At 50.7% G+C, this 21,140-nt stretch carries 16 protein-coding genes; 8 read left to right on the forward strand and 8 right to left on the reverse strand.

Going from position 1 to position 21,140, the window contains the following annotated elements; translation table 11 throughout:
* Window positions 1-29 precede the first annotated feature (29 nt).
* Together C558_RS33845 and C558_RS0116895 are read left to right on the forward strand one after the other, a co-directional pair.
* Window positions 30-212 (forward strand): hypothetical protein, encoded by a 183-nt coding sequence (locus C558_RS33845; protein WP_156826159.1) that lies wholly within the window; start codon window positions 30-32, stop codon window positions 210-212.
* A 145-nt stretch (window positions 213-357) separates the two neighbouring features.
* Entirely contained in the window at window positions 358-4,671 is a 4,314-nt protein-coding gene (locus tag C558_RS0116895) for a DEAD/DEAH box helicase (RefSeq protein ID WP_018757471.1), read from the forward strand.
* A gap of 45 nt (window positions 4,672-4,716) precedes the next feature.
* Here C558_RS0116895 and C558_RS0116900 read toward each other — a convergent pair whose 3' ends face one another.
* The 3 genes from C558_RS0116900 to C558_RS0116910 all read right to left on the reverse strand — a co-directional run bounded on the left by C558_RS0116900 (window position 4,717) and on the right by C558_RS0116910 (window position 8,078).
* A complete protein-coding gene (locus C558_RS0116900) occupies window positions 4,717-5,202 on the reverse strand; it encodes an NUDIX hydrolase (protein ID WP_018757472.1) in 486 nt (161 codons plus the stop codon).
* Window positions 5,203-5,327: 125 nt separating this feature from the next.
* Window positions 5,328-5,726, reverse strand: coding sequence for a DUF2871 domain-containing protein (locus C558_RS0116905; protein ID WP_018757473.1), 399 nt, complete (start codon window positions 5,724-5,726; stop codon window positions 5,328-5,330).
* A gap of 126 nt (window positions 5,727-5,852) precedes the next feature.
* Window positions 5,853-8,078 (reverse strand): MMPL family transporter, encoded by a 2,226-nt coding sequence (locus tag C558_RS0116910; RefSeq protein WP_018757474.1) that lies wholly within the window; start codon window positions 8,076-8,078, stop codon window positions 5,853-5,855.
* A 258-nt stretch (window positions 8,079-8,336) separates the two neighbouring features.
* Between C558_RS0116910 and C558_RS0116915 the strand changes: the two genes are divergently transcribed.
* Entirely contained in the window at window positions 8,337-8,591 is a 255-nt protein-coding gene (locus C558_RS0116915) for a hypothetical protein (protein WP_156826160.1), read from the forward strand.
* Entirely contained in the window at window positions 8,588-8,920 is a 333-nt protein-coding gene (locus C558_RS0116920) for a hypothetical protein (protein WP_018757476.1), read from the forward strand. Before C558_RS0116915 ends, C558_RS0116920 begins: the two co-directional genes overlap by 4 nt.
* A gap of 56 nt (window positions 8,921-8,976) precedes the next feature.
* Here the strand turns inward: C558_RS0116920 and C558_RS0116925 are convergent, their stop codons facing one another.
* From C558_RS0116925 to C558_RS0116940, 4 genes are read right to left on the reverse strand one after another with little or no spacing between them, the layout of a single operon-like run.
* Window positions 8,977-10,356: a sensor histidine kinase gene (locus C558_RS0116925; protein WP_018757477.1), complete on the reverse strand. Its 1,380-nt coding sequence runs from the start codon at window positions 10,354-10,356 to the stop codon at window positions 8,977-8,979.
* The gene (locus C558_RS0116930) at window positions 10,353-11,033 is read right to left on the reverse strand and encodes a response regulator transcription factor (RefSeq protein ID WP_018757478.1); all 681 of its coding nucleotides are present in this window, start codon (window positions 11,031-11,033) and stop codon (window positions 10,353-10,355) included. The genes C558_RS0116925 and C558_RS0116930 overlap by 4 nt, the downstream gene beginning before the upstream one ends.
* Window positions 11,034-11,075: 42 nt before the next feature.
* On the reverse strand, window positions 11,076-11,456 hold the full coding sequence (locus tag C558_RS0116935; protein WP_018757479.1) for an ArsR/SmtB family transcription factor: 381 nt from the start codon (window positions 11,454-11,456) through the stop codon (window positions 11,076-11,078).
* Window positions 11,453-11,881, reverse strand: coding sequence for an SRPBCC family protein (locus C558_RS0116940; RefSeq protein ID WP_018757480.1), 429 nt, complete (start codon window positions 11,879-11,881; stop codon window positions 11,453-11,455). The genes C558_RS0116935 and C558_RS0116940 overlap by 4 nt, the downstream gene beginning before the upstream one ends.
* 861 nt (window positions 11,882-12,742) lie before the next feature.
* Here C558_RS0116940 and C558_RS0116950 point away from each other — a divergent pair.
* The 4 genes from C558_RS0116950 to C558_RS0116965 all read left to right on the forward strand — a co-directional run bounded on the left by C558_RS0116950 (window position 12,743) and on the right by C558_RS0116965 (window position 19,688).
* Complete coding sequence (locus C558_RS0116950; protein WP_018757482.1) at window positions 12,743-15,868, forward strand: beta-galactosidase; 3,126 nt, start codon at window positions 12,743-12,745, stop codon at window positions 15,866-15,868.
* Between the two features lie 3 nt (window positions 15,869-15,871).
* Window positions 15,872-18,622: an alpha-mannosidase gene (locus C558_RS0116955; protein WP_018757483.1), complete on the forward strand. Its 2,751-nt coding sequence runs from the start codon at window positions 15,872-15,874 to the stop codon at window positions 18,620-18,622.
* A gap of 185 nt (window positions 18,623-18,807) precedes the next feature.
* Window positions 18,808-19,443: an FMN-dependent NADH-azoreductase gene (locus tag C558_RS0116960; RefSeq protein WP_018757484.1), complete on the forward strand. Its 636-nt coding sequence runs from the start codon at window positions 18,808-18,810 to the stop codon at window positions 19,441-19,443.
* 74 nt (window positions 19,444-19,517) lie between these two features.
* Window positions 19,518-19,688 carry a hypothetical protein gene (locus tag C558_RS0116965; protein WP_156826162.1) on the forward strand — a complete coding sequence of 57 codons (171 nt, stop codon included), beginning with the start codon at window positions 19,518-19,520 and terminating at the stop codon, window positions 19,686-19,688.
* A 76-nt stretch (window positions 19,689-19,764) separates the two neighbouring features.
* Here the strand turns inward: C558_RS0116965 and C558_RS0116970 are convergent, their stop codons facing one another.
* Window positions 19,765-21,099 carry an ABC transporter substrate-binding protein gene (locus tag C558_RS0116970; RefSeq protein ID WP_018757486.1) on the reverse strand — a complete coding sequence of 445 codons (1,335 nt, stop codon included), beginning with the start codon at window positions 21,097-21,099 and terminating at the stop codon, window positions 19,765-19,767.
* Window positions 21,100-21,140: the final 41 nt, after the last annotated feature.

Here is a 21,140-nt window from a genome sequence, read left to right on the forward strand (position 1 = left end):
GGCTTACGAATTGTTCCTGTTCCATAGATATGGGCGGAATCATCCTTGTTCTAGTGCTGCCAATCGTGCTGTTCCGCATTTTCTCGAACTTGCTTGTAGGCCTCGGGAATACGCAGGCAACATGGAGTGAGTACCTATGGTTTGCTGCTAAGTATGGCGTGGTGGTGTATGTGTACTTGTACATCCTGCGTCGGAGGAGAGCAGGAAGGTAATAGTCTATGTAATTTGAACAGAAAATCTTAAAAAGAAGCGCAACTCGATTCGCGGAGTTTGCGCTTTATTTCTTCGTCATTGGATAATGATGTAAATATCTTTATACTAACAACATATGACTTTGTTACGATGGAGGGGTTGTTGTTGCTGGAATTTGATCTAACATCTTTTCACGCGGTATTGGCGACGTGGTTTCGTGAGCAATTTGGTGAAGCAACCGAGGTGCAGCGAAGCGTATGGCGTGAAATTCAGCATCACGATCACCTGTTGATCGCAGCGCCGACGGGTTCGGGCAAGACGCTGGCCGCACTGATGCCTTGCCTGGAACGGATTATTCGAGGGAAAGAACAAGCGTATGGGAAGCCCGCTAAGGGTGTGAAGCTGCTCTATGTGACGCCGCTGAAGGCGCTCAATAATGACGTGCATCATCATATGCTGCAGTTCGCGGCCGAGATGGAGCAGGTCGCGGCGAAGTCGGATCTGGCATGGCCAGGACTACACGTAGGCATTCGGACGGGCGATACGCCGCAGCGGGCTCGAGCCGCGATGCTGCGTCAACCACCCGATGTTTTGATCACAACGCCGGAGTCACTCTATTTGCTGCTCACCTCGCCGAAGTCCCGAGAAATGCTGAAGACGGTGGAGCAGGTGATTATTGACGAAATTCACAGTCTAGCCGGGGATGCTCGCGGCATGCATCTATCCGTTACGCTCGAGCGGCTCGTCGAGCTGACAGGACGTTCACCGCAGCGTATCGGCGTCTCCGCGACGCAGCGGCCGATCCACCTCGTGGCGCAATTTATGGGTGGATGGGAACGATCGACAGAGGAAGTAGAACCATTAGAAGCGATCTATCAACCGCGCCCGGTCGGGATTATCGAGAGTAAGATGGACAAGACTTATCACGTGTCCGTGATGCTGCCTGATCGTACGCTGATGACGAACAATAAAGAAGAGATATGGGCTCCGCTCGTGGATCGCCTTCAATCGCTCATGAAGGAGAATCGGACAACCCTTATTTTCGCCAATAATCGCAGACTCTGTGAGCGGCTGACACGGCATTTGAATCTGGAGGCGGGTACCGATCGCGCGAGAGCGCATCACGGGAGCATGTCACGCGAAAATCGACTCGAGGTGGAGCGGGCGCTGAAGGCTGGGGAGCTGTCATGCCTCGTTGCTACGTCTTCGTTGGAACTCGGGATCGATATTGGCCATATAGATCTGGTGATTCAGATTGATGCGCCGCCAAGCACAGCATCCGGCATTCAGCGAATCGGACGGGCAGGCCATGCCGTTGGGGATATTAGCCGAGGGACGATGATCGCTCGTTCACGTGGCATCCTCTCGGAATGTGCAGTGCAAGCGTATCTGATTGCCCATCGGCAGATCGAAGCCATCCAGATTCCTTCGAATGATCTAGGGATACTCTCTCAACAAATCGTAGCGATGGTTGCAAGTGAGGCATGGTCTGTGGAGCGTCTTTATGCGGTTCTGAGACGCAGTGATACGTATCGCAGCTTAACCCATGAACGGCTGCATGATGCTTTGCGCGTGCTATCGGGTTATTTTCCGTTTGTTCGGCCTTTATTTGAATGGGATACGGCTTCAGGGATGCTAACGCCAACCCGAACGACCTTGATGTCCGCGATTATGGGTGCTGGAACGATTCCGCAGAGCACCAGCTACCCGATCCACCACGCCCAGTCTCGACTGAAGCTCGGTGAGCTGGAAGAGGAATATATTTATGAGAGCCGCATCGGCGATGTCTTCCAGCTCGGGACCTCCTCTTGGCGGATTCAATCGATTAAGAATGATCGCGTATATGTGGTCGAGGCGGCGAATGAAGTGAGCGAAATTCCTTTCTGGCGTGCGGAGGCGTCCGGGAGGTCCTTCGAATTATCATGTCAGATCGGTCAGTTCCATCAGTCGATTGCGATACGGTTAGAGACGGAGACGAAGGATGCAGTCAAAGACTGGCTGATGCAAAATTATGGGATGGACGCGAGTGCCGCAGAGCAGCTTGTCGGCTATATCCAATCACAGCTTGAAGCAGGACCGATTCCTACGGATCGGCGCATCATTGTGGAGCATTATCAGGACGATCATCTACGGCATCACATGGTCATTCACAGCTGGTTCGGCAAAAGATTAAATCGAACCTGGCAGCTTGTCCTGCAGATTAGTCTGGAACGTCTGTTCAACGTGCATGTGAATACATCGCTCAAAGACAACGGCATTGAATTCATCCTTCCAGACTGGGATCTGCGTGTTGTGCAATCTTTGTTCAGCATGCCGCTGCATAAAGTGGAAGAGCTGCTGGTCGATGCGATTCCTGCATCCCCTTTGTTCGGCATGACGTTCCGCCGCGTCGCAGAGACTTCCTTGCTGCTGCCGCGAAGCTTCACGCGCACACCGGCATGGAAGCAGCGGCTGCGCAGTCAAGAACTGCTTCGTGCGGCAGTCCCGCATGCGGTTCAATTTCCGTTCATCGAAGAGACGATGCAGATTTGTCTGTATGAGCTGCTGGATCTGAAGCGATTGAAGCAGCTGCTGACAGATATTCAAGCAGGAACTCTTGAATTTGTCATCGATGATCGCAAGACGCCATCCCCTTTTGCGTGGCAATTCGCACTCGATTCAGCCAATAGTCAGATGTATGAATCCGATGCGATCGGCAAAGATATTCAGCTTCATCTGCTCAGCATCAATCGAGAGCTTGCAGGGGAGATGTTCCCTGCTTCGCTGCTCCCCGCCAAATCTGCGGAGCTACCGAAGGAAGAAGAACATCACGTCCAGTCCTCGCAAGATCTGTGGACCTATTTGAAGCGTAAGGGCGATCGGAGTACGGCTGAGCTCATTCATGTGACGCAAGATGCGGAAGAGACCTTACGGCTGCTTGATGAGCTCACCCAGAGACAACGGATTCAATCGATATCCCTTAATGGTGCCAAACGCTGGATTTGTTCGGACGAGGCAGATACGTATGCACGGATGCAGGAAGATGCACAAGCAGCGGCATTCGTGCTGGAGCGATATATCGAGCGAGAGCTCTATTTTACAGCGAGTCAGTTGGTCGCTGCATATGGTCTGTCGGAAGCACAGGTAGACAAGTTCATCGAAGAGTTGTTGGAACGGGAGCGGATTGAGCCTGCGCCATTCCAAGAATCCGAAGAAACGACCTGGATGAGCCGAACAGCAGCTGAACGGGCCATTCGCCGGACTACGGGGCAATTGCGCAAACAGGTTGAGCCTGTGGAGGCATCAAGGTATGGTCATGATGTATGCAGTCGGCATTATTTGTATCGTCAAGATCAAGAACAAGGCGCGGAGGGGCTTCGGAAAATTATTGCTCGCATGCAAGGGGTGTTCCTCCCGTTGTCGCATTGGGAGTCGAGTCTATTCCCGGCTCGGATGCAGCTGTATCGGAAGGAATGGCTCGATCAACTATGCGCGGAAGGCGATATTATCTGGGTGGGACGCCGAGAAGAGGGGGAGAAAGAAGGACGTGTTGCTTTTTTTCTCGCGGAGTCCAAGGCGTTGTATGCACCGCTCTGTAAGTCGACTTCACTCGAGGTTCACCCGCAGCTCGTAGAACTACTGCGAAGCAAAGGAGCGAGCTTCCTGACCGCATTGAGCCGAGAGATGGCATGTGCTCCTTCAGAACTGATGGACCTGCTGATCGATCTGGTCTGGGCGGGTCTCGTCTCGAATGATCAGTTCTCACCTCTGCGATTGCATGGCTCGAAGCCAGGTAAATCCCAGGGTGCTTTTAAATCGGGGCTAGGACGATGGTATATGCTTGAGTCGCTTGCGGACCCGGAACTGCCACTTGAACGAAGTGCTGCAGCTTGGATTGAGCATTTACTGGATACGCATCTGATCTTGACCAAGGAGACGGTTGCGACGCAATCGCTATTCACATGGGAGCAGATGTACGATGCTTGCAAGCAGCTGGAACAGATGGGGATGCTGACGCGTGGTTTCTGGATTGAAGGGATTCAGTCGCTTCAATTCGCCAAGCCGGAGACTATCGAACAGCTTCAACTACCTATAACGATGGCGAAGGATCACATTGCGGTGATGACAGCAGCCGACCCGATGAATCCTTATGGCGTCCTACTAGACTGGCCGGATATGTCAGAGATTCAGTTCACGAGGAGGCAGGGGAATTGTATTGTGCTCGTCAATGGCCGCTGTGCGTTGTGGATTGAGAATAAAGGGAAACGGATCATGACGCTTGGTAGTGACCCTTCCTCTACTCTAGCGATTCTGCTTAATAAGCCGGTGATGCAATACGTTGCCCAGCGAGTCATTCGACTGACAGGTGCACGCAAATGGGTGATCGATACGTGGGACGGTACAGCCATTGAAGCATCTCATGCCGCGCCAATATTGAGAGAGCTTGGGGCCATCAAGGATCGAAATTCTTTTGTGATCTGGTCAAGCAGTGTAAATTAATCGTTAAAAAATAGAACGGCGTTTCTGACTGCTACCATGAGCAATTCACGTTAGCGCACAGTCCAAGATTTCCTGATACACTTCATGCCAGCCGCTATAGTAGTCAGCAACATCGCTGATGTTGATCAGCTTCCTTTGGGACGATTCGTATTTGGCCGCAAAAGGGTGCAAAGCATGGATATCCATCCGATAGAACACCTGATACCCGATCTTCGGATAGGGACTGGTATCATTCCACTGTGAGTTCTCACTGTGGTCGATGATCATATAACCGAGCAGTGTGCAATCCCCTTCAACATACCCCTCTTCCATCGCTTCCCGGCGGAAACAAGCTTCAGGCGTTTCATCGATTTCAATGTGTCCTCCGGGGAAATCCCAGCCTCGATGATGAAGGTCTACCAATAGGAGTTGCTGATGATGGAAGCAGAAACCGTGCACGCTTGTGATGAGATGCCGTGGCGGGAGTTCAGTGCTCTGCTGCCAAGTTAATAGGACACGGGATGCGCCCCAGTCTACGGCGATGTTTGTCAATGCTATTCCTCCTTGGATAAAAGTCATGATCCAAGTCTAGCATAGCGCTCTTTTGCTGGGAATCATCGGTAATAAAAACAGCCCACTCTTCGAGTTGAAGAATGGGCTTCATAGGCTTCATATCTCTATTCCTTGATCTGTTTGCGGAATAATAAGAGGAACCAAATCAATGCGGCGAACATCAGGGTATGCGAAAGTCCAGCGATATGCGGAAGCCCAGCGAAATCCGCTCCTTCGATCTGCAAAATACCCCGGGCGATTAACGCACCGATCATAATGATGAAAGCGACATTGTAGACGATGAACCAGAGATTAAATTGCTTATGCTTGTGAATATCAAATAATTTGCACAGAATCAACACGACGAGGAAGAACAGAAAACCTAGGACGAGTAAATGCGTATGGGCGACGCTAAGAATGGATTGCCCGTCAAAGTTAGAATATTTGGTATATTCACGGTAGAATACACCGGCTAGCATGCCAATGATGAGATAAAAGAATGCTGCATAATAACTCTTTTTCATAGTGATGTAGACTCCTTAGGAATGATATGAATTGAACGATGTTCATGTACACGATTCATCATACGAGACAAATATGAACGGAGAATGAACAGAACATTACAACATGTCGTGCTAATCCAAGGCCGATTACAATCGGGATTGTTCTTTTGTAAGCGGGGCATTGATTGGTTTGCTGTGCGATCCCATGAGTGACATCAGTGCTGGAAGCAGCATGCCGCGCACGAGGAACGTATCGATTAAGATGCCCATTGCCATGATGAATCCGAACAGGAACAGCTCTTGCAACGGCTGCGTAATCAATACGCAGAACGTGGCTGCAAGGATGATCCCCGCGGAAGAAATGACACCGCCGGTTTTGGCGACGCCACGGCTGATCGCTTCTTTCCAAGGGTAATGCTTCGCTTCTTCTCGAATGCGGGAGACGAGCATGATGTTGTAATCGACGCCGAGCGCGATCAAGAAGACGAATGTATACACTGGCAGTCGATAACTGATTGCTTCATAGCCGAGAATGTCGTGGAACACGATCCAGCCTAGCCCGAGCGTAGCGGTATACGAGAGCAGCATCGTGACGATCATCGTGAAAGCGAGTTTGAGCGAACGTGCTTGGAAAGCGAGCATGCATGCAATAAAGATGGTGATGAGTGTGAAAGTAACGATGGTATCCTGCTTGTTCATGCCGCGAACATCGAGCTGTTGTGCCGTCTGCCCCGCGAATTGAAGCGTATTCTGTGCCGGATCGAAGCCGTTCTGCTCCAGAATGGCTTCGCTTTTCTCGCGTAGATTGCTAATAACCTCTAGCGCTTCGGGGTCATAAGGGTTCGCCTGCAGCGTTAGTTTCAACATCAGGGTGTGCTTCTGATCTGATAGGAACCGATCTGGCAGCTTTGCACCCGGCGCTGCGAGGTCATTCGTGATATTCGGACGGATGTCATGGATGCCGCCCTCTGCTTCGAGCGCTTGGGTGAGTTTCGTTAACTTCTCTACATAGGCAGCATCGATGGCGATTTCCTTATTGGATTGGAGCAGCATCGTAACCGGCGCCAATTGCCCTGGCGGGAACTGTTCTTCCAAGAGCTCGAACCCTTGCCGGGACGAGGTATCGCTCGGGAAGGATTTCATCAGATTGAAGGAGTAATTCATCCCTGTCACATTGATGGACGACACGATTAAGAAGAGCAATAGAATCCCAGATGTAAGGCCAGGTTTTCTCGTTACAACGCCGCCCATTCGGGTCCAGAAGCCTGGCTTCTTCGGCGCGGGAGCGAGTTCTTTCTTTGGCATGAAAGGCCAGAATCCACGACGTCCGAATAGGGTATAGATCGCAGGGATCAAGGTCAACCCGCCGAGCAGAATAACGACCATCGCGACGGAGAAGACTGGTGCGAAGTTATGGTACGGCTTAAAAATCGCAGCGAACAGAGTCAGCATCGCAATCAATACCGTCCCACCGCTAAAAGCAATCGGTTCAGCGACTTGACCGAGCGCGACGCCCATCGCTTCGTATTTCGAATCGATCGTCTTCAAGGCCTCACGGTAGCGGGAGACGATGAATAGACAGTAGTCGGTTAGGACGGCGAACAACAGGATCATCATGATGGAGAGTGCCTGCTTGTCGACGACGAACCAATCATTTTTGGCTGCAAGCCCGAGGATGCGGTCGGTTACTTGGTAGACGAGCCCTGCAATGATTAACGGTATGATGGCCATCAGCGGCGAACGATAGATGACGATCAGAAGGATAAGAATGAGTCCGACGGTGGCGAACATCAGAACGAAGTCGGCATTCTTGAATAGACTCGTGGTATCTGCAGCGATCCCTGCAGGACCTGTAATTTCAAACTGCACATCTTTCATCCCGATTTGAGCGACCTTGTCTCGAATTTGCTGCATCGTATCGTAGACTTGAGCGGAATCGAGATCCTTTTCTAGCGCAATGTTGAGAAGGATCGTGGTCTGATCTTCTGAGAACATCTTGTCTTGAACAGGCTTCGGAAATTTGTGAAAAGGCAGTGCACTGGAGACATGCTCCGGCTTCTGATCCGACGACAGCCAAGTGCTGACTTCGGCGATCTTGGCACGTTCCTCGGTCGTGATGGCCTGCTTCGCATGGAAGACGAGCAGCCCGACAGGTCCATCCTCGGACGGGAATTGTTCGTTCATCAGTTGTTCAGCGATAGCCGAAGGCGTATTCTCATGAATGCTGCCTTCACCGCTGCTGACGGCAAATTTCTTCGAGCTGGGTGCTACGCCGCTTAATACAATGATGACGACGAGCCATATGATGAGTACGGTCCAAGCGCCTCTACGTGTGGTTATACGTTTTGCTAACGATTGAAAAAATCGGTGCATAGTTCAAGGCCTCCAATTCTATTTGGCGGTAGAAACTACCTCTGAACGCGGTCGCTCCTCTTTGAAGGACCTCGATAGAGATTTTTCTTATACGATGCATTGTAGGTCTGGAATATGAACGCATGATGAACAGGGAATTACAAGTGTGGATATATATGAAAATAACCGAGATCCCACGCTGCTGGATGCAGGGGGGTCTCGGTTATTGCTGTGTAGGGATATGGTGAGGGAATAACTGCAAAAATGCAGCTAAATCACATGGAGTGGCAGCCTGGTGCCGAAATAACTGCAGAAATGCAGTTAATGGGCTGGAAGAGGCTGCTTGGCGCCGAAATAACTGCAAAAATGCAGCTAATATGCTCGAAGAGGCCGTTCGACGCCGAAATAACTGCAGAATTGCAGTTAATGGGCTCGAAGAGGCCGCCTGACGCCGAAATAACTGCAAAAATGCAGTTAATGGGGTCGAAGAGGCCACCTTGCGCCGAAATAACTGCAAAAATGCAGCTAATATGATCGAAGCGGCCGCCTGGCGCCGAAATAACTGCAAAAATGCAGTTAATATGCTCGAAGAGGCTGCCCGACGCCGAAATAACCGCAAAAATGCAGCTAATATGCTCGAAGAGGCTGCTCGACGCCGAAATAACTGCAATAGTGCAGTTAATATGCTCGAAGTGGCCGCCTGGCGCCGAAATAACTGCAAAAATGCAGTTAATGTGCCCGAAGAGGCCGCTCGACGCCGAAATAACTGCATAAATGCAGCTAATGGGCTGGAAGAGGCCGCCTTGCGCCGAAATAACTGCAAAAATGCAGTTAATGGGCTCGAAGAGGCCGCTCGTCGCTAAAATAACTGCAATAGTGCAGTTATTTCACGCGATCCGCCGCCTGCACCACGCGCGGCTCACCCCATCGGCACCCGAACCGTGAACTCGGTTCCCTCGCCCAATTGGCTCGTCACCTCGATCCGCCCGCCGTGCAGCGCGATGACCTTGCTCGCGATGGACAAGCCCAATCCGCTGCCGCCTTGCGTGCGATTGCGCATCTTATCCGCCTTGTAGAAGCGGTCGAAGATATGTGCCAGCTCGGCCTCCGGGATGCCGATGCCCGAATCGGCGATCCGCACGACAACAAGCCCGCCCTCCGCCGCAAGCACGACGCGCAGCACGCCTCCCGGGTTCGTGAACTTGATCCCATTCGTGATCAAGTTGTACCACACCTGGTTGAGCAGCTGCTGATCGGCAGTCACGACGACCTCCGGCAGGTCGAGGTCCAGCTCGATATCGCGTTCAGACCACTGCTGCTCCGTCACGATGAAGATTTGTCGGATCTGCTCATCCAGCCGGAAGCTCGAACGCTTCAAGACATGATCTTCCTTGTCGAGCGTCGCCAAGGTTAACAACTGCTTGCTGAGGGAAGAGAGTCGTTTGCTCTCCTCTTCAATAATACGCAGATAACGTTCTTCTTCCTCGGGACTCGTCTTCTTCTCGAGGATCGAATGGGCGAAGCCTTGAATCGAAGTCAGCGGCGATTGAATTTCGTGCGAGACGTTCGCGACGAATTCCTGCCGCATGTCGTCTAGCTGCTTGATCGATCGTGCCATATGGGTGAAGTCCCTTGCGAGATCCCCGATCTCATCACGCCGCGTGACATCAAGCTCCATATGATAATCGCCGCCGACAATGCGGTGCGTCGCATCGGTCAGCTTCTTGATCGGTTTGACGATAAATCGCGACAACACGACGATCAAGATGATACTGAAGAGGAACGAGAAGCCGAGAAGCAGCGCAAGGATGATTCTCACTTCGCCGATCTGTTGTTCCATATTCGGTCGGATGAAGAGCGCATAAGGCTCGCCGTGAACTTGTACAGGCAGCCCGACGCTGTTGCGCAGACTATTTTCGAATAGACCATTGATTTTGAGCCATTGCGATTCTTGCTTGATGCCGTTATAGACACCGCCTTCAAGGACATGTTTTATATGCTCGCCATTGAACTGTTTGTGCTTGAACGGAGTACCGTAATATGTCCCGTTCAGCTCGCTGTCGACGGCATAGATCTGATATCCGAGGTTCGCGATATGCGTCAAATAACTACCGAGCTCCATATTCGGATTCTGCTCATAGAGTGAGCGAATGTCCTCGCCGATGCTCATAATCTTCTTCTCGTTCGAATCTTGAATATGCCCAAGATAATAGAAGTTCGTGACAATGAGGGCGAGAATACCTCCTAGGAAGCTAATCAGCAGGAAGATCATGACGATTCGAACGTAAAGGGTTCTCACGGTTCCGTCACCTCAAGCTTATAGCCGAGACCTCGTACCGTCGTAATAACGAAGTCCTCTGGTCTGTCATGGAACCGTTCGCGTAATCGCTTAATATGCACATCAATCGTTCGGCTGTCGCCTTCATAATCCGCACCCCAGATGGCTTGCAGCAATTGGTCCCGTGTGAAAATCCGTCCAGGATTGCTCGCCAGATGCGATAGAAGCTCGAATTCCTTAAGCGGGAGGACGAGCGTGTCCCCATCGACATGAATTTCATAGCTTCTGCGGTCAATCATCGTTCGGCCGAGCTTAATCATCTCCGAGGAGACGAGCTGATACCGTCGCAGCAGCGCGCGAATACGGAACAGCAGCTCCTTCGGTTCGAAGGGCTTCACCATGTAATCATCTGTCCCGGATAGGAATCCTTTTTCTTTATCATCGATTTCACCCTTGGCCGTCAATAGAATGACGGGTATATCGTGGTGCCGTCGAATCTCTTCGCACAGCTCAAGCCCCGTCTTGCCTGGCATCATGACATCGATTACAGCAAGGTGTACTTGTTCATTCTCCAGTATGCGCATCGCCTGCTCGCCGTCTTCCGCTTCATGAGGGACGTAACCCTCCTTCTCCAGAATAAAGCGCAGCAGCTCGCGGATATGCGGATCATCGTCCGCAACGAGGAGATGTATTCTCATCGTGGCATGCTCCTTTCATCCCATCTATTGTGAAGGCAAGCCTTAGAGCGGCTTGAGCGGACCCGACATACTCGATTGACTCGGATCTGCATTTGTACCCCCATCTGCCGCCTCCACCAAATGCTTCAACAAGGCGAGCTTGTTATCCCAGAATTGCTCGTAGTACGCGACCCAATCCTTCAGCTCTCGTAGTGGTGCAGCTTGAAGACTGTACCTTGTCTCGCGGCCGATCTTGCGCTCCGTGACGAGCCCCGCACTCTCAAGGACATGCAAATGCTTCGATACCGCGGTCCGGCTCATCGGGAAATTGCTGCTGATCACATTTACAGGAAGCTCTTGCTCTGCGAGCAAGTGCAGGAGCTGTCGCCGCGTCGGATCAGCAATCGCTTGGAACACGTCATATTTTGGAGCAGCTGCTGTCATGCCAATCCCTCAACATATTTCTTGAGTGCAGGGAGTACGCTCGAGTCCCATCCGCCGTTCATGCGCTCGCGAGCAACCGAATAAGGAATCCCCGTATCCGGTGCCACTTTGTCCACCCAACCGCCATGGGTCAGCGTAAATGCAGTCCGTTCTTCCATCGCCGTCAGCTCGAACGTAATGATCCAATCTTCCCCCCAGCTGAATACAAGCTTTTTCGGCGGATTGATCTCGAGCACCTCGCAAGGCGATACCGCATAGGCGGAAGTGATGGTAAATTTATGCCCAAGAACAGGCTCGAAGTCATTCGGCATGAACCAAGTGGCAATGCCTTCCGCTGTCGATACGGCATCCCATACCTTCTGGATGGGCGCATTGAATTCGATTTCTTTTACAATATCGGGCATGGTCCCGGGGTGATTCGTCATGGGTTATAATCCTCCAATAATGTACATTCGAAACCTATTGGTTTCATGAAAATTATACGGAACCGCTGATCACTGTGTCAATGCAAGAACACCAGCACCCCCTCAAGATGGCGTGCGATTATAAGATTCTGGGAGTCATATTCTATCGTATTGTAGGTTTGCCGCGTCTCGCAATTTCTGATAAGGAGGGATAACTATCAGACAGTCATCGATCAAAAGAATAGCGACGATGCTGCTTATTATGCCACTAGGCTCTATCATCAATACCGGTTATGAATCGCAGTTCTTGTTCACAACCAGCTGAAGAAATCTATATGAATTCAACCTATTTGGGGCAAGTGTTCAAGAGCGCGCTCGATCGTGTGAAGTTCCTCGTACTAAATATGGATAAAAAAATATATGAAATTGCGACAGAAGTAGGGTATTGAAAACTGGATACGTTCTACAAACGTTTCAAAGAATATACGGGGAAAAGTGCAAGTGAATTCCGATCAGAGTCCGAGTTGATGTAAGGATCTTGATGGGTGTTTAAAATCACGACATATCGCGCCGTCTATCTCATGCTTGTGTCGTAATATTAGAATTGCGAGAGACCACGCCTTCCGTTACAATATTCGGGAAATATGTCCACTGTGGTTGCGCATCGTTAATAGAAAAAGAATTGACCGAACGGGTCTTCCGATAGATTGAATTTTTTACTTCGTTTGAAAGCGCTTGAATGAGGATCCAATCATTTTCAGAAATAATACGGCGTTTAGCGCCGAGTGAAAAGAATCCTTAATACGTTGAAAGTCAGGCAGCACAGGGGAGTGGAAGCCCGCATACACCGAAATCTTACAAATCTATGAAAGAGGGATTGCTATGAGTACAAAGGCTATTATTTTCTATGATCCATCATTTCCTATCATTCATGCAGAAGGCATTGAAGTAGAGGAGTTAGCTAAATTCGGCACTGTGGTAGGAGCCGAGGGGCTTGCTTCCGCATTGGAAGGCGTAGAAGGCGGCTGCTTCGTGAATATGCATGCGCCGTATTTCCCGAAATCCGCATGGAACGGGATCATTCAGTATTTGAGAAATGGCGGGGGACTTCTAAGCGTCGGTGGTGCGCCGTTCAAACGTCCGGTTCGTCATGAGAACGGCGAATGGATCGTGGAAGCGGAGCAAACAGGTTACCATCAGGAATTGTATATTCATGAAGCGCTCAAGGTCGATGCTACGAAAGTAGCACGTGTGGAGGCATCCGAGGCCTATCCAATGCTTGCCGATCAAGTAGGGCTATTCGATATTGCAGATACATGGAATCTCGTTCCACATACGACGAAGAACGCGGATTTGCCGCTCCAGATGGGTTCGGCGGGTACGATGAGCACGCAAATCACCCCATTATTAATCGGGAAGAGCGCGGATGATCGGGAGCTTAGCGCACCGGTTGTTTTATGGGAGAATTCGCGTGGGACATTCGTGGGATCGCGCTGGATCTTCATCCATATGCCGCTTAGTGCTTCATTCTGGTCGCAAGGCGGTGCGGCAGTGATTGCGAGGTTGGCAGCGTTCTGCGGCAGAGGTCTGACGGAAATTTCAATTAAACCGAATTATGCCAATTATGAAGCTGGTGAACGTCCAATGCTCATGCTTCAGACACAGAACTTGCAGCGCATGATCGCAGGTACTTCGGCTGCTGTGGAGTCATGGACAGTTGATCTTACCTTAGCACGGCATGATGAAGAGACAGCTTGCTGGACGCACCACGTGAAAGTGGAAGCTGGAAGTGAGCTTCAGTTCGTGCGCATCCCTGTACCAGTAGAGATTCGCAGCGGCTTCTATCAACTTCGTTGTGAAGCGATATCGGCTAGCGGTGAAGTACGTGTGCTTCGTCAAGGATTCTGGGGCCATGATGCGGCATTGCTTCGTGAGGGTGAGCCTATCTCCGCCAATCGGGATTATTTCGTAAAAGATGGACGTCCGCTCCCTGTGGTCGGGATGACTTATATGACATCGGATGTGGCGCGTAAGTTCTTATTCCTGCCGAATGTGGACGTCTGGGATCGCGATATGGCACAGATGAAGAAAGCCGGCATCAATTGGATTCGTACGGGCGTATGGACGGCGTATCGAAACATTATGCAAGTGGACGGTCACGCGTCCGAGGAAGTACTGCGTGCCATCGATGCGTTCATCTTGACGGCGAAGCGTCATGATCTTCAGCTTACCTTTACCTTCTTCTCGTTCACACCAGAGACATGGGAAGGCGTAAATCCGTACTTGGATCCGCAAAGCGTCGAAGCACAGAAGCGCTTCATTCGCGCGATTGTTAGCCGTCACCGGGATACGGCGAATGTGGACTGGGACTTGATCAATGAACCGTCGATGTTCGCGCCGGAGAAAATCTTCTCGTCAGGCCCTCGTTCTGCACATGATCCTTACGAGCGGGAAGCGTATCGTACATGGCTAAAAGAGCGTCATGGCTCGATCGAGCTCTTGCAAGAGCGCTGGAATATGTCGCCTGCACAGCTGCCAAGCTTCGATGTGGTGTTGCCGCCGGAAGAGGAAGAGATCAACTTCGACGTTCAGAATATGCACCAAGGCAAGAAAGGGACACGTTGGTTGGATTACTGCTTGTTCTCGATGGAGATGCATAATCGTTGGGCAAAGGCGTTGTACGATACCATTAAGGACATTGTTCCGAATCATCTTGTCACGGTAGGTCAGGATGAAGCGCTCGGTGCACAGCGTCCGTCACCGTTCTTCTATGAAGAAGCAGTTGATTATACGACCGTCCATTCCTGGTGGTTGAATGATCAATTGGTCTGGGATGGGATCTTCGCGAAGACGGCGAATAAGCCGAATGTGATTCAAGAGACAGGAATCATGTATGTCGAGACACCGGATGGTCGAGCGAAGCGTTCTGAGCTTGAACTGCGGAGCATCTTGGAGCGCAAATATGCGTATGCTTTCTCCACGGGCGGTGCAGGTGCCATTCAATGGATCTGGAACACGAACTTCTATATGGATAACGCGAATGAATCGCATATCGGCGCACTGCGTGCCGATGGAACGGAGAAGCCGGAAGCGGATGTATCTTATGATTTCGGTCAATTCATGAACGAGAACCGCGATTTGTTCGAAGATCGTGCGCTTGAAGACATCGCTGTTATTTTCCCGTATTCGAATGATTTCTCGAATCGGAAGCTGGCATTCGACGCAACGACGCGGATTACACGTGTCATGAACTATAGTCTGAAATGGCCGTTCCGTGGGGTTTCGGAATATCACTTGGAAGATTTGCGCGTGAACCCGGCGAAGCTCATCGTGCTGCCGAGTGCGCATAATGTGGATGATCAAGCCATGGAACAGCTCGTGGAGATCGTTAAGGAGACCGGTGCGACTTTGTTGATTACAGGTCCTGTAGGCATCGGTGCTTATTGGCAGCCATCGAACCGCTTGAACGAGCAGTTCGGTGAGCGGACGATTGGCAATGTTCGTCGTGAAGAGATGCTGTTGATCGGTGACAAGCGCTACCGGGTATCTTTCGGACAGCGCCGCATTGCACAGCTCGCAAAGGAAGTGCCTTCGGTACAACAAGCAACGGACGGGGATGCCATCGTTGAAGTGTCGATCGGCCAAGGCCGGATTCTCTGGAGTCCGCTGGCGGTTGAACTGAATGAACGGGATGAGGCTATCGAAGCGTTGTATCGTTATGCAGCAGGCCAAGCAGGTGTAAGTCCTGTCATGGAATGGCTTACAGGCAGTGATTTGCCGGGCGTGTATGGTCAGAAGCTGGCGTTCAAGAACGGGAACTTGTATATTTTCGTATCGGAATATGCTTGGGATGCGCCGGTTGAGATCAAAGATCCGATATCAGGTATGACGTATCAATTCACGTTACCAGCAGAGCGCTCGATTCTATTCGCAACGGATCAAGGCGGACAGCTCGTATCCACTTATCGTCCACAAGAAGTGAACATTGCAGTGAAGGGAAGAGACTAAGCGATGGAACAACGTAGAACAGCACATATTATTTCGCATACCCACTGGGATCGGGAATGGTACCTCCCTTATGAGAAGCATCATGTACGCCTTGTGGAATTGGTTGATGCTTTGCTGGACAAGCTGGATCAGGATCCGGATTTCAAAAGCTTCTGCTTTGACGGACAGACGATTATTCTCGAAGATTATTTGCAGGTTCGTCCCGGTCAGCGTGAGCGTCTGACGAAATTTATCCAAGAAGGCCGAATTATGATCGGCCCTTGGTACATTCTTCAGGATGCGTTCCTGACGAGCGGCGAAGCAAACGTGCGCAATATGCAGGTCGGCCATGAGGATTCGAAGCGATTCGGCGAGCCGGCGAAAATCGGCTATTTCCCAGATACGTTCGGCCTTGTGGGACAGACGCCGCAATTGATGCAGCAATCAGGCATAACGAACGCATTCTTCGGACGCGGCGTGAAGCCGACCGGTTTCAATAACACGGTATCAGACGGGGGCTATGAGTCCTCGTTCTCCGAGCTCATGTGGGAAGGCCCAGACGGCTCGAAGGTGCTCGGCATTCTGTTCGCGAATTGGTATTCGAACGGGAATGAGGTACCGACAGATAAAGAAGAAGCGAGAAAATTCTGGGATCGCAAGCTTGCGGATGCAGAGAAATACGCATCAACGCGGGAGCTGCTCTTCATGAACGGTTGCGATCATCAGCCGATTCAGCTCGACGTACCGGAAGCGATTCGCGTCGCGAAGGAGCTCTATCCGGATACGGAATTCATTCATTCAAACTTCATCGATTATCTGGCGGCCGTCGAAGGTGCGATGGAACGGGAGTTATCTTCGGTTCGCGGCGAACTTCGCAGCCAGCGCACGGATGGATTGGGCACGCTCGTGAATACGGCGTCGGCGCGCGTCTATTTGAAGCAGATGAACCAGACAGGACAGATGCTATTGGAAAAGGTAGCAGAGCCGCTCGCGACATTCGCAGACCTGCTCGGCCGTCCATACCCGCATGATCTGCTCACGTATGCATGGAAGACGCTGATGCAGAACCATCCGCACGATAGCATTTGCGGCTGCAGCGTGGATGAAGTGCACCGCGAGATGGTGACACGCTTCGATAAGAGCCGTCATGTCGCGGAATCGATCGTTGATACAAGCGTGCGTACGATTGTGGATGCGGTGGACACGACAGGGTTTGAAGCCTATGGTGAAGAGCCATTACCGCTGGTTGTCTTCAATACGACAGGCTGGAGCCGTACAGGGGTTGTGTCGGTTGAGCTGGAAGTCGCGAAAATCTATGAGCGTGAAGGGATTCGAGCGAGAGAAATGACGGAGCGCATGAAGGCAGTAAGCCTCGCGGGACGGGTGCTCGTAGATACGGAAGGGAACGCGATTCCTTGTACGGTGGAGGATTTGGGTGTGGTGTTCGGATATGATTTGCCGAACGATAAATTCCGTCAGCCATTCCTAACGCGCAAGGTTCGTCTTACGTTCCAAGCAGAGGGAATTCCTGCGCTTGGATTGCACACATATGCTTGGGTATTACGCAGTGAAGACGCATCGCAGTTGAGCTCCCTGGTGACGGGCGATCGCAGCATGGCGAATCATCTGCTGCAAGTGGAGATTGCTGAAGATGGCTCCTATACGCTGACGGACAAGCGTACGGGACGTGTGTACACGGATCTTGGGATTTATGAGAGTACAGGCGATATCGGGAATGAGTATATGTACAAGCAGCCGGAAGGGGAGCAAGCTCTAACGACGAAGGGACTTCCTGCACAAGTTCGCGTGCTTGAGGATTCGGCGTATCGCGCTTCGTTCGAGATTGTTCATGCCTGGGAAATCCCGGCATCGGCTGAGGAATTGCTCGGTACAGAACAACGCGAGTTGGTCGGCTGGTCGGTGCGCAAGGCACAGCGTTCGAACAAGATGGTACCGTTCACGATTCGTACGGTATTGACGCTTGATCGTAATGGTCGTGGCGTACAGATCGAGACATCGTATAACAATCAGGCGCAAGATCATCGTCTGCGTGCATTGTTCCCGACGGATGTCACAGCGAGCACGCATGACGTGGATTCGATGTTCGAAATCGTGAAGCGTTCGATCGAGCCTGCACCGGAGTGGACGAATCCGAGCAATAGTCAGCATCAGCAAGCCTTTGTTGATGTGAGCGAAGCGGGAGCGGGACTCACGGTAGCGAATTTCGGCTTGAATGAATACGAAGTGCTCCGTGATGGACGCAATACGATTGCGGTGACCTTGCTGCGCAGTGTCGGCGAACTCGGCGACTGGGGTTACTTCCCGACACCGGAAGCGCAATGCATCGGTGAGCATACGGTTCGGATGGAAGTCATCCCGCATGACGGCGACGGCATTGAATCCGGTGCATATGCAGAAGCCTACCAGTTCCAAGTGCCTTGGACGGCATGTCAGACGGGCGTTCATGCGGGCCGAGTGAGTGCGGTATGTACGCCGTTCCGCTGGGAATCGAAGGCTGCGGCCTTCTCTTCCTTGAAGATGAACCCAGCGACGGGCGACTTGATGCTGCGTTGGTACAACATGAGCGCACAACCTGTTGACATGGCGCTGAACGCAACGATTCAGACCGAGCAGCTGTACAAGACGACGATCTTGGAGCAGCCTGCAGAGCCGTTCGCAAGCGAGGCGACGGAAGGTGTAACGCTGCCGCTGGGTCCATGCGAGATCGTCACAATCGGCGTCAAGCCGGTACGTGTTGGTGTGAACTACGAATAAATTTGGCATGATTCTAATAAGCCGCCCTCTGATCCTGAATTAAGGATCAGAGGGCGGCTTATTATGCAAATATTTAGAAAGCATAGGTTGCACGAGGAATAGAAATTGATCATTGCGGACATCGTATATTTGCTGGTGAATCCATTTTCGTTAAATTATAGACAGAAGGGAAGTTATTCGGGAACATGGCAACCGTCCTCTACATCACTGCACATCCGAACGATCATCAAGTATCGTACAGCATGGCTGTGGGCAAAGAATTTATTGAAGCTTATCGTGAAGCGAATCCGAATGATGAGGTCATTCATTTGGATTTGTACAAATTAAATATCCCGCATATTGATGCAGATATTTTTAGCGGTTGGGGGAAGCTCCAGGGAGGATCTTCCTTTGATCAGCTGTCAGAGAATGAGCGTTCCAAGGTAGCCCGTCTGAACGAGATCGTCGATCAATACGTGGCAGCGGATAAGTACGTGTATGTTACGCCGATGTGGAACTTCTCGTTCCCACCGATTCTTAAAGCGTATATCGATGCGATCTGCGTCGCAGGCAAAACGTTCAAATATACCGAGAATGGCCCCGTCGGATTGCTGCCGAACAAGAAGGCTTTTCATATCCAGGCGAGCGGAGGGATTTACTCAGAAGGGCCGGCAGCAGCCATGGAATATGGACATAGCTACCTGCAAAAGATCATGCAATTTCACGGCGTTCCGTCGTTCGAAGGGATCTTTGTCGAAGGGATGGGGGCTATGCCGGATCAAGCGCAATCCATTAAAGAAAAAGCGATCGCTAAAGCCAAGGAGGCTGCAAAACGTTTCTAAATGGAATGGGACGAATTGCGGCAAATAACGATGCATATCTTCTGTTTAAGAACAATAGTTTGAGGAGTGGAACGATGTCGGCACGAGATCAGAAGTTTCCAGTTTATTACGATGGTTCTGCGCATGTAGAGTTTGCTGAAGAAATGATAGAAGACCCGGAACATAAACAAGATGATCGATCGATAACGAATGAAGAATGGCGCCGCCATATTAGCGGCAATCCTTTTTTTTACACACAATCATGATCATGAGAAACGGCTGCTTCCGGTTATATACCTGAAGGCAGCCGTTTTTTCTTATTCAATCTGATAAGTATTCGCTTTACTTTTGTTTGGATATCGCGTCTTTGATTTTGGCCCCCGACTCTTCTTTCAGTTTTCGTAAAAATTCCGGAATGTTCATGTCGGACTCAGCGAATTTGGCCAAACTCTCGTTAATATTGACGTATTTGTCATATCGGCTTATTTTTGAAGGCGGAAGAGCCGGTTTTGAAGCAAAAAATGCTTTAATATTTTTGCCTTTAAACAGTTCTTGATCAACGGCATATTGGTCCCTGACTTCTTGGGCATTGAGGACCGAAGGGTCGACGCCTTTTCTTGTGATTCTGGACTGGTTTTCAACAGATACGAACTCGGCCATGACCTTAAACGCCGCGTCCTTGTTTTTGCTATATTTGTTCAGAATGATCGGATGTGAATACGAAGTCGGTGAAACGTTCGGAAGCTCCGGCCAAGATGGCAGCGGCACAGCATCGACATTTTTAACAATGTCCGCGTCGCCGATCCCCCACATCAAGTATTGCGGCCACGTGACGATCATGCCGACATTTCCTTTCGGAAACTGGTAGCTTTCTTTGTTGTACAAACCGGGGATGCTGTATATGCGCTTCATCAGTTCCAAATATTTAGTAACTTCCGGCGATTTGTCGATGAGGACTTCTCCGGTATCCGGATCTGTTAAGTTAACGGAAAATTGCTTGAGCGGTACCAGTGCTTCGCCATAAGCACCAAACTCAAAACCGTGGTACTGCATGCCGTCACGTTCGCCTGTCAGCTTCTTGGACAGGTCGACAATATCGTCCCAAGTCAAATTTTCCTTCGGGTATGGAATACCGAATTTATCGAATACGTCCTTATTGTAATACAGTGTGAAGTTGTCGCTGAAAGTAGGCATTCCGATCAGACTGCCATTCGGGTTCATGGCGCGGTAAGTAGCGATGATCGAAGGCTCGATTGTTGATAAATCGAAATTGTTGGCTTTGACCAACTCGTCCAATGGCTCGATCATATCGAGCTCCGTGGTCGCTTCAATTGCGTCGCCGTCGCCCCAAATCAAGTCAGGTACGATCTTCTGGGCGTTCAGTTCCTGAAGCGACTCCAGATTGTTTCCTTTTTGCAGCTGCACCAGCTTAATATTTTTCAGCTTCTCACTAATTGTTCCGAATCGGGATTTGAAGTTTTCTTCCGGGTGCGGGTATAAAATTGTGATCTCAACTACTTCGTTATCGGTTTGTTTGACCGTGCCTGCCGAATCGCTCTTCTCTATTTCCGGTTCCGTTTTCTTCGCATTTTCGTTATCGCTGGTGCAACCGCCAAGCAAAGATACTAACATGAGGAATACAAGCAACCTAGTCGTGCTCTTTTTATTCCTTTTCAAACTCATTACCTCCCAATGATAAAATAGGTAGCGCTTACTTA

The sequence above is a fragment of the Paenibacillus terrigena DSM 21567 genome, from assembly GCF_000374845.1.
Lineage (GTDB): Bacteria > Bacillota > Bacilli > Paenibacillales > Paenibacillaceae > Paenibacillus_K > Paenibacillus_K terrigena.

Coding starts and splice junctions, on each gene's coding strand:
- C558_RS0116950 (WP_018757482.1), top strand. CDS start 12,743: ATGAGTACAAAGGCTATTATTTTCTATGATCCATCATTTCCTATCATT.
- C558_RS0116920 (WP_018757476.1), top strand. CDS start 8,588: ATGATCGAAGCGGCCGCCTGGCGCCGAAATAACTGCAAAAATGCAGTT.
- C558_RS0116905 (WP_018757473.1), bottom strand. CDS start 5,726: ATGAAAAAGAGTTATTATGCAGCATTCTTTTATCTCATCATTGGCATG.
- C558_RS0116955 (WP_018757483.1), top strand. CDS start 15,872: ATGGAACAACGTAGAACAGCACATATTATTTCGCATACCCACTGGGAT.
- C558_RS0116965 (WP_156826162.1), top strand. CDS start 19,518: ATGTCGGCACGAGATCAGAAGTTTCCAGTTTATTACGATGGTTCTGCG.
- C558_RS0116940 (WP_018757480.1), bottom strand. CDS start 11,881: ATGACGAATCACCCCGGGACCATGCCCGATATTGTAAAAGAAATCGAA.
- C558_RS0116930 (WP_018757478.1), bottom strand. CDS start 11,033: ATGAGAATACATCTCCTCGTTGCGGACGATGATCCGCATATCCGCGAG.
- C558_RS33845 (WP_156826159.1), top strand. CDS start 30: ATGGGCGGAATCATCCTTGTTCTAGTGCTGCCAATCGTGCTGTTCCGC.
- C558_RS0116935 (WP_018757479.1), bottom strand. CDS start 11,456: ATGACAGCAGCTGCTCCAAAATATGACGTGTTCCAAGCGATTGCTGAT.
- C558_RS0116915 (WP_156826160.1), top strand. CDS start 8,337: ATGGAGTGGCAGCCTGGTGCCGAAATAACTGCAGAAATGCAGTTAATG.
- C558_RS0116960 (WP_018757484.1), top strand. CDS start 18,808: ATGGCAACCGTCCTCTACATCACTGCACATCCGAACGATCATCAAGTA.
- C558_RS0116910 (WP_018757474.1), bottom strand. CDS start 8,078: ATGCACCGATTTTTTCAATCGTTAGCAAAACGTATAACCACACGTAGA.